The sequence below is a fragment of the Tenggerimyces flavus genome (genome assembly GCF_016907715.1).
GTDB classification, from domain to species: domain Bacteria; phylum Actinomycetota; class Actinomycetes; order Propionibacteriales; family Actinopolymorphaceae; genus Tenggerimyces; species Tenggerimyces flavus.
On the sequence record NZ_JAFBCM010000001.1, the window covers coordinates 4,662,323 to 4,674,631 of the forward strand.

General features: G+C 70.4%; 10 protein-coding genes. 5 read left to right on the forward strand and 5 right to left on the reverse strand.

Annotation, left to right across the window (positions count from 1 at the left end; all coding sequences use genetic code 11):
- The first annotated feature begins 58 nt into the window (after positions 1-58).
- Positions 59-436: a hypothetical protein gene (locus JOD67_RS21740; RefSeq protein ID WP_205119541.1), complete on the forward strand. Its 378-nt coding sequence runs from the start codon at positions 59-61 to the stop codon at positions 434-436.
- On the opposite strand, the gene JOD67_RS21745 is transcribed toward JOD67_RS21740, so the two are convergent.
- From JOD67_RS21745 to JOD67_RS21755, 3 genes are all read right to left on the reverse strand, one after another.
- Positions 433-621 (reverse strand): hypothetical protein, encoded by a 189-nt coding sequence (locus JOD67_RS21745; protein ID WP_205119542.1) that lies wholly within the window; start codon positions 619-621, stop codon positions 433-435. The genes JOD67_RS21740 and JOD67_RS21745 overlap by 4 nt on opposite strands.
- A gap of 61 nt (positions 622-682) precedes the next feature.
- Entirely contained in the window at positions 683-1,267 is a 585-nt protein-coding gene (locus JOD67_RS21750) for a hypothetical protein (protein WP_205119543.1), read from the reverse strand.
- A gap of 275 nt (positions 1,268-1,542) precedes the next feature.
- Positions 1,543-2,331: an alpha/beta fold hydrolase gene (locus JOD67_RS21755; protein WP_205119544.1), complete on the reverse strand. Its 789-nt coding sequence runs from the start codon at positions 2,329-2,331 to the stop codon at positions 1,543-1,545.
- A 74-nt stretch (positions 2,332-2,405) separates the two neighbouring features.
- Here JOD67_RS21755 and lysX point away from each other — a divergent pair, with 74 nt between their 5' ends.
- On the forward strand, positions 2,406-5,804 hold the full coding sequence (lysX, locus tag JOD67_RS21760) for a bifunctional lysylphosphatidylglycerol synthetase/lysine--tRNA ligase LysX (RefSeq protein WP_239553961.1): 3,399 nt from the start codon (positions 2,406-2,408) through the stop codon (positions 5,802-5,804).
- On the opposite strand, the gene JOD67_RS21765 is transcribed toward lysX, so the two are convergent.
- Positions 5,801-6,445: a DUF998 domain-containing protein gene (locus JOD67_RS21765; protein ID WP_205119545.1), complete on the reverse strand. Its 645-nt coding sequence runs from the start codon at positions 6,443-6,445 to the stop codon at positions 5,801-5,803. The genes lysX and JOD67_RS21765 overlap by 4 nt on opposite strands.
- A gap of 97 nt (positions 6,446-6,542) precedes the next feature.
- On the opposite strand from JOD67_RS21765, the gene JOD67_RS21770 reads away from it, so the two are divergent.
- Entirely contained in the window at positions 6,543-7,511 is a 969-nt protein-coding gene (locus tag JOD67_RS21770) for a hypothetical protein (RefSeq protein WP_205119546.1), read from the forward strand.
- Here JOD67_RS21770 and JOD67_RS21775 read toward each other — a convergent pair.
- Positions 7,495-8,658 carry a hypothetical protein gene (locus JOD67_RS21775; protein WP_205119547.1) on the reverse strand — a complete coding sequence of 388 codons (1,164 nt, stop codon included), beginning with the start codon at positions 8,656-8,658 and terminating at the stop codon, positions 7,495-7,497. The genes JOD67_RS21770 and JOD67_RS21775 overlap by 17 nt on opposite strands.
- Positions 8,659-8,908: 250 nt before the next feature.
- Here JOD67_RS21775 and JOD67_RS21780 point away from each other — a divergent pair, with 250 nt between their 5' ends.
- Positions 8,909-10,582, forward strand: a complete 1,674-nt coding sequence (locus tag JOD67_RS21780) for a hypothetical protein (RefSeq protein WP_205119548.1) — start codon at positions 8,909-8,911, stop codon at positions 10,580-10,582.
- A gap of 467 nt (positions 10,583-11,049) precedes the next feature.
- On the forward strand, positions 11,050-12,303 hold the full coding sequence (locus JOD67_RS21785) for an HNH endonuclease signature motif containing protein (protein WP_205119549.1): 1,254 nt from the start codon (positions 11,050-11,052) through the stop codon (positions 12,301-12,303).
- Positions 12,304-12,309 lie beyond the last annotated feature (6 nt).

A 12,309-nucleotide genomic window follows, 5' to 3' on the forward strand; every position in this document is an offset into this window, starting at 1 on the left:
TACACCCGCGACACGCCTCCCTCTAGATTGGCCCCAGGGCCCGATCGAGGGGGAGGCGATGCCGGCAGCAGAACGCGGCCGCAGCCGTGCCGTGCTGTTCAGCGAGGCGGCCCTCCGCCAGGATCCCGAGCAGGCCGTCGAGGAGCTGCGGCACGTCGACGTCGGCGTGGTCGTCTTCGACGGAACGGTGGTCGTCGCCGACTCCGGCACGTTCGCGCAAAGACTCGAGGAAGTCCCGAACGTCGACCTGAGCGAGGTGTTGGAGAGGCTGCACAACCTGCAGCCGGGCACCTTCCAGATCGACGTGGGGAGCAGCCTGCTCTTCAACGCCACGTCCGGCGCGACGGTCCAACTGACGATGACCGGCATCCAGCTGCCGTCGCCCGACGACGAGGAACCGCCGCCGCAGCGGTACCGCTGCACCAACCTCGCCTAAGCCAGCCAGCGGCCGAACTCGTGGTAGAACACGCCGACTTCGCCGACTTCGACGGAGAGCCGGCGCCACTGGTCACCCGTCGAGCCGGGGGACGCGACGGGGAAGGTCTTGGTCTGGTGGAACGTGCCGAGCGCGACCTGGAACGCGCCGATCCGATCGGCGGGCACGAGAACAGACACGTTCACCCGACCGATTAAAGCGCACAACGGGGCCGGTGGCGGCCCCGTTGTGCGGTGGACGACGAGCTCAGGTGCCGTCGTCGGAGTCGGGTCGAGACGTGCTGGACTGAGCGCGCTGTGGCTGGGTCGGCGCGTCGACGCTCGGATCCACGTACGCGGGCTGTTGCCCGGTCGTGGTCGTCGAGCCGGCGCCGTAGCCGCGCGGCAGCGCCGAGACCTCGTCGGGATCGGTCTCGTCCGAACCGCCGCGGAGCGCGATTGTGCTGACCAGCAGGACGAGCAGGCCCGCCACCGCGACAAACGCGCCGGTGCCGAAGTCGCCGATCGCGAGCGAAGCCGCGCCGCGGTCGAGGATCTCGTTCGTTCCCCACAGACCGACCGTGACCAGCCCGAGCACGAACGTGAGCCACAGCAGGGCCCGCGACAGCGCCAACGCGCCCAGCGTGCCAATCGCGCCGACGATGACGAGCGGAGCCGCCATCGACTGCCAGTACGAGACCGCCGTGTCCGTGGGCGAACCGCCGAACAACACCCGCACGAACGGCACCGTGTCCGCCACGCGCGAGTCGAACCAGGCCATGTACGCGCTGGCCGCGATGCCGAGCGAGCCCACTGTGGCCAGCACAGCCGCCCGAGGACGTACCGTTGCCATGCCGCACCTCCTCATCGATATCGGGTTCACTGTGCCACGAAACGCCCCTTCGACGTTCGGGACGCGCCAACAGTGCCCTCTTGGCGCGATTGGTTCGCCCGGGCGATCCCTTGGCCACGGCCTGAGCGCGATCGTTTCGTCCGGTGGTTGGTTCGACCGGTCCCGCCCGGCGGCCAATGATCATGTTCACATGATCATTGGCCCCTTTACGTGGGGTGGACGCCAGGTAGAGGGGCCACTGACCGTGTGAGGCGACCCATGCAGTCCACCGAGGCCTAGCCGTGAGAGCGGCCGGATCGCTCCTCGGCCATCGCGCGGACCGCGTCGATGATCGTGTCCGGGCGGTCGATGTAGATCAGGTGCCGCGTCTCCGGAACGACCTCGGCGACGGCGCCGAGTTGGGCGGCCAACCACCGTTGGTTGCGCAGTTCCCTGCCGACTGAGTCGCCGGCGATCAGCATGCGTACGGGGATGCGCGGCACGCGGCCGTCGCGGTAGGCGGGCAGCTCGGTTGCCCAGCGGTAGTACCGGCCGTAGCCGCGGATCGCGGCCGCGAGGGCCTCCGGGCGGCCGTACTCCTCGTCGACCTCGGCCGGCGTCAGCGGCTCGGGTCCGTACGCGTCCATACATACGGCGGTATAGCGGATCCGCCGGCCAATCCACTTGGTGATGCTCATCGGCAGCTGATCGACGAAGTCGCCCACCGACTCGGTGAAGCCGCCCAACCAGGAGAAGAAGCGGTTCGGCGCCGGCTCGGCGGACGGGTCGACGAGGATCACGCCGAGCAGCCGGGGAACGTCGCGCCGGATCAGCACCTCGGCCGGCATGGAGCCCATCGAGTGCGCGACCACGATGGCCGGCAGCTCCGAGCCGCGGACGGCGGACTCGGCAGCGGCGGCCGGCGCGGCGATCGCGGGCGAGGGGTCGAGACCGGGCAGCGCGCCGGAGACGTACTCGACGACGGGCGCGTCGAGGCCGTCGATCACGGCTCGCCAGTCCGGGTGGCATCCGGCTAACCCGGGAAGGATCAATACCCGGTAGGGCGCAGGTTGCGTTCCTGGCACCTACCCACTGTGGCAGGCTCGGCTGAGTGCCAGCTGAGGACGAGCTGAGTGCGAGGCATGGATCGGGGACGGACATGAGCACCGAAATGACGACGCACGACGCCGAACGGACCACTTCGGCGTCGAGCGCCACTCCCGAACGTGCCGAGCAGGGCTCTCGATCGACCAAGCGCAACGCCAAGGCCGAACGAATCGCCGGCGTGATCGCGACCTGGATCGCCCGCTTCCTCCGCCTCGTCGCGGTGTTCTCCGCCGTGACCGCTCTCCTCCCCGCGCTGCGCGGCCCGCTGAGCATCGTGCGCGACATCATCGAGGTCACCACGATCAGCGCCCAGCCGAACCTCGCGTACGCCGCCTACCTCGGCATCCTCGCCGCCGCGGTGAGGCGCCGGAAGCGGATCGCGTGGTGGTTCCTCGTTCTCCTGCTGATCGTCCCGAACCTCATCTTCGGCATCCTCGAGGTGCTCAGCAACGGCGACGGCTGGCTCAGCATCGTCGTGCTCACGCTCGCGTTCGGGCTCCTGCTCGTCGCGCGGCCGGCGTTCCACGCTCGCGTCGCACCGCGAGCCGGCTGGCGGGCGCTGCTCGCGCTGGTCGTGATGGCGATCTTCGGTGTCGTCGTCGGACTCGGCGTGGTCAGCTTGTTCCCTGGCAAGACGACGACGTTCGAGGACCGGTTGCAAACGGTGATTGTCTACATCGCCGGGGGCACCGGATCGATGGACCCCGACTACTTCACCGAGGAGGAGAGCGAGGAGTCGTTCCACCATCCGGCGCACGTCGGGGTGGTGGCTCTCGGGATCCTCGGCGCGGCCGCTCAGCTGGTCGCCGCCTGGGTGCTGTTCCGGCCCGGTCGCAAGAGCTTGTTCCAGACGCCGGACGACGAGCGCGGCATCCGTACGTTGCTCGCCCAGCACGGCGAGAACGACTCGCTCGGCTACTTCGCCACCCGGCGCGACAAGTCCGCGATCTGGTCCGCGTCGGGGGAGGCCGCGGTCACGTACCGCGTCGTTGCCGGCGTCAGCCTCGCGAGCGGCGACCCGATCGGCGCCTGCGAGCACTGGCCGGCAGCGGTGCAAGCCTGGCTTGACGAGGCCCGCCGCTTCGCCTGGGCGCCCGCGGTCATGGGCGCGAGCGAGGCCGGCGCCGAGTGCTACGTCGAGTCCGGACTCGACGCGTTGGAGCTCGGCGACGAGGCCGTGCTGCACGTCGCGGACTTCAAGCTCACGGGCCGGCACATGCGGTCGGTGCGGCAGGCCGTCAACCGGCTCGAGCGCGCCGGCTTCACCTGCCGGATCCGGCGGCACGACGAGATCCCGCGCGATGAGATGGCGACGATCGTCACCGACACCGAGCAGTGGCGCGACACCGAGAGCGAGCGCGGTTTCTCCATGGCCCTCGGCCGATTGGGCGACCCGCGCGACAAGCGCTGCGTGCTCGTCGAGGCCCTGGACGGCAAGGGCGAGCGGCACGCGGTGCTGTCGTTCGTTCCCTGGGGACGGTACGGCCTGTCGCTCGACCTGATGCGGCGCGAGCCGGCGGCGCCGAACGGGATGGTCGAGCTGATGGTCACCCGGCTCGTGGAGGCCGCGCCGCGTTTCCGGGTGGAGCGGGTGTCGTTGAACTTCGCGATGTTCCGTTCCGGCATCGTCGAGGGCGCGCAGATCGGTGCCGGGCCGGTCGCACGGGTGTGGCGCAACGCGTTGCTCGTCGCGTCGCGGTGGTGGCAGATCGAGTCGCTGTACCGGGCGAACGCGAAGTTCGAGCCGGACTGGATGCCGCGCTTCCTGTGCTACCCGGCGTCGCGCGACCTGGTGCGGATCGGGTTGGCGTGCGGCATCGTCGAGGGGTTCCTGCCGGGGTTCCTCTCCGGGCGCATGCCTCGTGTCAACCCGCGGTTGGCAGCGGAGGACTTCGACGACGGCTGGGATCCGTGGGGCGAGGCGCCGGACACCGCGCAGCTGGAGGCCGAACGCGAGCGCCGGCTGCCCGAGCAGGAACGCGTCCGCCGCGCCAAGCTGCGCCGGCTCCGCGACGACGGCGTCGAGCCGTACCCGGTCGGTTATCCGCGCACAGCCACGATCGAGGAGATCCGTACCCGCTTCGCCGCGGTGGAGGCCGACCACTGGACCTCGGAGGTCGTCGGCATTACTGGCCGCGTGCTGCTGATGCGCAAGCTCGGCCGGCTCTGCTTCGCGACCGTCCGCGACGGCACCGGCGACCTGCAGATCATGATCGACCTGGATGACCTGGGTGCCCAGGAGACGTTCGAGCGTTGGAAGAAGTACGTCGACATCGGCGACCACGTCGGTGTGACGGGCGTGGTCGGGACGACGCGGTCCGGCGAGCTGACCGTGCGCGGGTCGTCCTGGGCGATCACCTCGAAGTGCCTGCGCCCGTTGCCCGACAAGTGGCACGGCATGGCCGATCCGGAGGCACGCGTACGGCTGCGCGCGGTCGACCTGGCGATCCGGCCGGAGGCGCGGACGATCTTCCATCAGCGCTCGTTGGCAGTGTCCGCCGTCCGCGACGTGCTGCGCTCGACGGGGTTCCTCGAGGTCGAGACGCCGATGCTGCAACCGGTGCACGGTGGGGCGAACGCGCGCCCGTTCCGTACGCACATCAACGCGTACGACATGCCGCTCTATCTGCGGATCGCGCCGGAGCTGTATCTCAAACGGCTGCTGGTCGGCGGCGCCGAGCGCGTCTTCGAGCTGAACCGGAACTTCCGCAACGAGGGCGCGGACGCGACGCACAATCCCGAGTTCACGATGCTCGAGGCGTACCAGGCGTACGGCGACTACGAGTCGATGCAGCCGCTGATCCGCTCGCTGGTGCTGGCGGCGTGCGAGGCGGTGCACGGGTCGACGAAGGTGTCGCACGCGATGCCGGACGGCTCGACGGTGTGGGTCGACCTGGCCGAACCGTGGGCGGACGTGACCGTGCACGACGCCGTCGGCGCGGCGCTCGGCGCGTCGATCTCGCCTTCCACGCCGGTCACCGAGCTGCGCTCGCTGGGTGCCGCGGCCGGCGTGGCGTTGGACGTGGAGGCGTCGCACGGCTCGGCGGTGCTGGAGCTGTACGACAAGCTGGTCGAGCCGCGGACGGTTTCCCCGACGTTCTATCGCGACTTCCCGACCGAGGTCTCGCCGCTGACCCGGGCGCACCGCACCGACCCGCGGGTGGCGGAGCGCTGGGACCTGGTGGCGTTCGGCATGGAGCTGGGCACGGCGTACTCCGAGCTCGTCGATCCGGTGGAGCAGCGCCTCCGGCTCACCGCGCAGTCCTTGCTGGCCGCGGGCGGCGACGTCGAGGCGATGCAGCTGGACGAGGACTTCCTGCACACGTTGGAGTACGGCATGCCGCCCGCGGGTGGACTCGGCATGGGCGTCGACCGGCTGGTGATGATGCTGACCGACCTGTCGATCCGCGACACGCTGTTGTTCCCGCTCGTCCGTCCGGGGAAGGCCTAGCGGGACAGCGGTCTGACGAGCAGGCCGCTCCCGGCGAGGCCGAGGCTGAGGGCCAGCAGGGCTCCGCGTTGGATGGCGCCGGCTGCCACGTAGTTGTCGGCGAGCGTGCGTACGGAGAACACCAGGAGGCCGCCGATCGCGATCGCGGCGAGCGCGAAGCCGGTCACGATCGCAGGCTTCGCGACGCGGGTACGGGCGGCGTACAGGACGAGCACGATCCCGCAGCAGACGACCGCGCTCGAGGTCCCGCTGGTGATCACGTGCGGCAGGTCGCTCGACGGTGTCGGGCATCCCGGTGTGACCGATGGTGCGCAGGCCAGCGGCATCGAGGCGTCCGCGACGGTCGCGGCGCCGAAGACGGCGAGCAGGACGTACCCGACCCGGCTCACCACGTCTCGTACGCTCACCGCCGCGGCGATTCCGGCAACCACCGCCACCACGCCGGCGGACGTGTCGCCGAGCCGGAACAGCCACGACCACGGCTGGTCCCGCGCGGCCAGTTCGCTGACCAGGCTGTCCGGTGTCGAGGCGTCCAAACCGAGCAGCGCCGCCAACGGCCAGGTCGTGTAGAGCACGGCCGCGATCACGAGAGCGACCGTCGCGAAGGTGACCAGCACCCGACGCCGTTGGAGGGTGTCCACCGGCCACATTCCACCGTCGCGGACCGGATCGCCGCAAATCCGCGTGGCGTTCGGCGCGGATACGGTCGATGATGAGGGCCGTCCGAGAGGAGACCGGATGCCCCAGCTGCCCACGCGGCTCGTCGAGATCGTCTGCGACGAGTCGGGTGCCGAGGGTGAGCATCTGGTCGGCGGCGAGACCACGGTGTTCTCGCACTCGAGCATCCAGCTGACGTCGGACGAGGCGGCGCGCATCCTCGCCGAGGTTCGCGAACGCATCGGCACTCCGATCACGACGGAGTACAAGTCCTCGCGCCTGATGCGCAACCGGGAGGTCGTGACGTGGCTGCTGAACGAGGACGGCCCGATCCACGGCGTGGCCAGGGTCTACCTGCTCGACAAGGCGTACTTCCTGCTCGTGCTGCTCGTCGACGTGCTGATGGGGGAGTCGACGTACTTCACCGACCTGCCCGGCTGGCCGTCCGCTACGGCGCTGCGACAGGCCCGTCTGCTCCAGGCCGAAGGGCCGCGGGTGCTCGGCGACGAACGGTGGTCCACGTTCGGCGACGCCGCCAACCGGCTGTTGCGTGCTCGGTGGCGCCGCGACACCGGTGATCCGTCCGAGCCCATGTTCACGCTGCTCGAGCAGGACCGGCCGAACGGGCTGCTCGGCGCGCTCCGGGGCCGGCGCGAGCGGGCTGACGCGTACCGTACGTGGCGCGACGCCCAGGGTGTGCTCGCGACCATCGACCCACTGATCCCGGCGGTGGCGAGGACGATCCAGCAGTGGAGCGACGACGGCGCCGCGGTCGCGATCCTGCACGACGAGACGAGCGCGCTCACGCCCGGCCGTACCGCGTTGCTCCGGTCCCAGCTCCGGCTGTCGGAGCTGCGGCGGATCGACTCGGGTACGGACGACCGGATCCAGGTCGCGGACTTCCTCGCCGGCATCGCGCGCCGGATCGCCGAGCACGCGCTGCGCGGGGTCGCCGACCCGGAGCTCGCGGAGCTGCTGCGCCCGTACGTCGATCCGGGCTCGTTGTGGGCGGACGAGCCGAGCTGGAGCGTCCTCACGTCCGCAGGATGAGCGGCCCGCCGCCGGGCATCTTGTTCTCGAGCACGATGTAGATCGTCTTCATGTGGCTGCCGACGCCGCTGCCGAGGTCGTCGATGCCGAGGAAGTTGCCGATCCCGACGGAGACGTCATCCTTGTGCTTGTCGCGGAACAACGCCTTGGCCTGGTCGTAGATGTCCTGGGCGATCACCTGGTAGATCTCGCGGGCGATCGTCCCGCGGCCGTGCTGGCGGTTCTTCTCGATGACCACCGTACGGATGCCGACCTGCTTGTTGAGCGCCTCCTCCGCCGCCTTCGCGCCGTCGGCGCCGCGCGGCCCACCCGTGCCGGGACCGCCGGTCGCGACGTCGGCGAACGACTCCGCGAAGCTGGACGCCTCCTGCCCAGCCGCGACCGCCGCGTTGCCAGCGTCGGCACCGCGCTCGGCGGCGTCCTGCATCAGGTACATCGTGCCGACGAGGAACCCAGCCGCCGCAGCGCCGGCCGCGATCGGCGCGCCGACCGCGACGAGCTCGGGCCCGAACGTCTCGCCGAGCCACTTCGCGATTGCCTTCGCGTCGGGCTCGATCGTCAACGTGAGCGTGGTCTTGACCTCGAGCGTGCCCTCGATGCCAAGCTTCGGAATCGAGATCTCCTTCTTGATCGGGACCTCGACGCCCGGCTTGATCGGGAGAACCTTGACCTCGCCCTTGTCGTACTCGATGAAGCTGACGCCGAGCTTGAACGTGACGTACTGCCCCTCGAGCGCGCCCTCGATGCCGACCTCACCGCCGGTCGGGGTGAACTTGGTGCCGGCTGTCGTCTTGGGCTTCATGCCGGTGACGGCCTCGATCACGGTCTTGTCCCAGGACTTCTCCAGCTCGGCCGAGACCGACGTCTCCGCGCCGACCGAGGTCCCGGCCTTGGCCGTGCCGGTGTCGCTCTCGCTGGTGGGTTTGCTCTCGAACGTTCCGACTGCTGTGGCCTCGAGCTCGGAGATCTTCGCGGGGATCGGGTCGAGGCTTGCGTTGATCTCTTGCTTGCCTTTGAAGAACGTCACTGCGTGTTTGGCGGCTACGCCTGGTACGGCTGAGCCTTCGCGTTGGACCGTTGGCTCTTCGGCGGCCAGCATGCGTTGGACGGCCGCGTTCCCGGCACTGCGTTGCAGGGCACTGAGCATGGCGGCTTGGTTGCTTGCGTCGGCCCGTTCCAGCGCTTCGGGGGTTGGGCTCGGGGTCGGGGGAGTCGACGGCCGGTCCGGGTCGTTCTTTGGCTCGCTGCCGCGGCGTCGGTGGCCGGTTGGGGGTGCGTTGGAACGTCGATGGTCTCCCACGTTCGCATCGTCGCCGAGGAACCGGCCGTCCGCACTCGGTAGCCGGGCGGCCAACGGGGCAGCGGTTCCTGCCCGTTCGGGTCGTGACGGGTCGGCTGTGGTGCGCGGCTGGCGTCGAGCCGCATCCAGCGGCCATCACCCGCCGCCGCATCCAGCGGCCATCACCCGCCGCCGCATCCAGCGGCCATCACCCGCCGCCGCATCCAGCGGCCATCACCCGCCGCCGCATCCAGCGGCCATCACCCGCCGCCGCATCCAGCGGCCATCACCCGCCGCCGCATCCAGCGGCCATCACCCGCCGCCGCATCCAGCGGCCATCACCCGCCGCCGCATCCAGCGGCCATCACCCGCCGCCGCATCCAGCGGCCATCACCCGCCGCCGCATCCAGCGGCCATCACCCGCCGCCGCATCCAGCGGCCATCACCCGCCGCCGCATCCAGCGGCCATCACCCGCCGCCGCATCCAGCGGCCATCACCCGCCGCCGCATCCAGCGGCCATCACCCGCCGCCGCATCCAGCGGCCATCACCCGCCGCCGCATCCAGCGGCCATCACCCGCCGCCGCATCCAGCGGCCATCACCCGCCGCCGCATCCAGCGGCCATCACCCGCCGCCGCATCCAGCGGCCATCACCCGCCGCCGCATCCAGCGGCCATCACCCGCCGCCGCATCCAGCGGCCATCACCCGCCGCCGCATCCAGCGGCCATCACCCGCCGCCGCATCCAGCGGCCATCACCCGCCGCCGCATCCAGCGGCCATCACCCGCCGCCGCATCCAGCGGCCATCACCCGCCGCCGCATCCAGCGGCCATCACCCGCCGCCGCATCCAGCGGCCATCACCCGCCGCCGCATCCAGCGGCCATCACCCGCCGCCGCATCCAGCGGCCATCACCCGCCGCCGCATCCAGCGGCCATCACCCGCCGCCGCATCCAGCGGCCATCACCCGCCGCCGCATCCAGCGGCCATCACCCGCCGCCGCATCCAGCGGCCATCACCCGCCGCCGCATCCAGCGGCCATCACCCGCCGCCGCATCCAGCGGCCATTACCCGCCGCCGCATCCAGCGGCCATTACCCGCCGCCGCATCCAGCGGCCATTACCCGCCGCCGCATCCAGCGGCCATTACCCGCCGCCGCATCCAGCGGCCATTACCCGCCGCCGCATCCAGCGGCCATTACCCGCCGCCGCATCCAGCGGCCATTACCCGCCGCCGCATCCAGCGGCCATTACCCGCCGCCGCATCCAGCGGCCATTACCCGCCGCCGCATCCAGCGGCCATTACCCGCCGCCGCATCCAGCGGCCATTACCCGCCGCCGCATCCAGCGGCCATTACCCGCCGCCGCATCCAGCGGCCATTACCCGCCGCCGCATCCAGCGGCCATTACCCGCCGCCGCATCCAGCGGCCATTACCCGCCGCCGCATCCAGCGGCCATTACCCGCCGCCGCATCCAGCGGCCATTACCCGCCGCCGCATCCAGCGGCCATTACCCGCCGCCGCATCCAGCGGCCATTACCCGCCGCCGCATCCAGCGGCCATTACCCGCCGCCGCATCCAGCGGCCATTACCCGCCGCCGCATCCAGCGGCCATTACCCGCCGCCGCATCCAGCGGCCATTACCCGCCGCCGCATCCAGCGGCCATTACCCGCCGCCGCATCCAGCGGCCATTACCCGCCGCCGCATCCAGCGGCCATTACCCGCCGCCGCATCCAGCGGCCATCACCCGCCGCCGCATCCAGCGGCCATCACTCCACGCCGCGCCTCGCTAGCCCACTACTTCCTCTTCAACATCGTCCACCGCTCGGTCGCTCCCAGCTCTCGACCGTCACTCCCATCCTCTTCACCATCGCCCCTTGAGGGCGTGTGCTGTTCTTCCGCTCTTGTTGTTGCTTTGCCCTGCTGTGCTTGGCGATTAGCTGGTCGGGCTGTGGCGGCGGTCGAGTGTGGTGGCCGGTCCGGGGCGCGTCAAGGGCGCCTCTCTGGGGCGCTTCGCGGAGGAGAGAGGCGTCGCTTCGCGACCGCTTTGCGGCACTTGACTCGCCCCGGCCCGGCCACCAGTTTCATACGCGCCGCCCCTGCCCCCGGAACAGTTCCCCGGGACAGGCCTGCCTGCGCCTTGGGTTTGTTGCCGTGTTGCGGTCTCTTGTGGAGCCGCCGTCGCTTGTGGTGGCGATGATGTCGGGGATTGCCCTTGCTGGGTTGAGCATTAAGCCGATCCGGCTGGTAGAATTCTGCTATGGAATCGACCATTTGCTCGAACACCACCGGCACCGCCGGTGGGGTGTCGGCGTGGTCGATGACCGACGACCAACTCACCACCGCACTCCTCGACAACCAGGCCGCCCTCAACTGGCACGAAGCCCGCCGGCTCGAGCTGATCCGCGAGGCCGACGCCCGGAACCTCGCCGTGTCGGCGGGTGCGGCGAACACGGCGCAGTGGGTTGCCGGCGTCCTTCGTGTTCCTTCGGCTGAGGCGGGTGCGATGGTGAAACTGGCCTCTCATCTCGACTCCGAGTTGCCCGCCACCGCGCGGGCGCTTGCGCGCGGCGAGATTTCTCTTCCACAGGTGCGGGTGATCTCGCGGGTGGTGCAGATGCTGCCCTCCCACATCTCCACCCCGGAGCTGCGCTCCCAGGTCGAAGCCACCCTGCTGGAGCGTGCCGTCACCTTCGACCCGAAAGTCTTGGGGAAGGTCGGGAACAGGCTCTTGGAGACCGTCGCGCCGGACCTTGCCGACCAGGTCCTGGAGTTGAAGCTCAAGCAGGAAGAGGCCAGCGCTGAGCGGGACCGGTTTCTGCGTATGTCCTTCGACGAGTCGTCGGGGACGTGGCGGGTCACCGCCCGGCTGCCGAAGGTGGTCGGGGAACGCCTCAAGCTGGTTCTCGACCCGCTGGCGGCGCCGCAGCCCGGACCCGACGGCCGCGACACCCGCCTCCCCGAACAACGCAACGTCGACGCATTGGACGAGGCCTGCCGCCGGTTGTTGGCCGAGCGGCTCGTGCCGTCCCATGGTGGGAACCCCACCCAGCTCGTCGTCACCCTCACCCACACCGGTGGCCGGACCCTGCACACCGGCATCGAACTGTCCCGCCGCCTGGTCGACCAGCTCATGTGCGAAGCCGACCGGGCATTCTTGGTCAAGCCCGAGGACCAGCCCGGCCGCGTCAGCATCCTCACCGACACCCAGCAGCGACTCTTCCAAGGCAAACTCCGCCGCATCCTCGAGCTCCGAGATGGTGGCTGTGCGTTCCCCGGGTGTGATCGGCCCCCCGGCTGGTGCCACGCCCACCATGTGGTTCCGTGGAGTAAGGGTGGACCGACCACCCGCGACAACGGCGTCCTGCTCTGCGGCTACCACCACCGGTTAATCCACCAGGGCGCGTGGCAGGTCCGCATCGCGCTCGATGGGTTACCGGAGTTCTTACCCCCGGACTGGATCGACTCCCAGCGACGACCACTCCGCAACCACCGTCTCACCCCGGCCGCCTAATGCGGC

What these genes read in the sequence shown, in the direction of transcription:
- JOD67_RS21740 (WP_205119541.1), top strand. Translation starts at nt 59, where the DNA reads ATGCCGGCAGCAGAACGCGGCCGCAGCCGTGCCGTGCTGTTCAGCGAG.
- JOD67_RS21750 (WP_205119543.1), bottom strand. Translation starts at nt 1,267, where the DNA reads ATGGCAACGGTACGTCCTCGGGCGGCTGTGCTGGCCACAGTGGGCTCG.
- lysX (WP_239553961.1), top strand. Translation starts at nt 2,406, where the DNA reads ATGAGCACCGAAATGACGACGCACGACGCCGAACGGACCACTTCGGCG.
- JOD67_RS21770 (WP_205119546.1), top strand. Translation starts at nt 6,543, where the DNA reads ATGCCCCAGCTGCCCACGCGGCTCGTCGAGATCGTCTGCGACGAGTCG.
- JOD67_RS21775 (WP_205119547.1), bottom strand. Translation starts at nt 8,658, where the DNA reads ATGCTCAGTGCCCTGCAACGCAGTGCCGGGAACGCGGCCGTCCAACGC.
- JOD67_RS21785 (WP_205119549.1), top strand. Translation starts at nt 11,050, where the DNA reads ATGGAATCGACCATTTGCTCGAACACCACCGGCACCGCCGGTGGGGTG.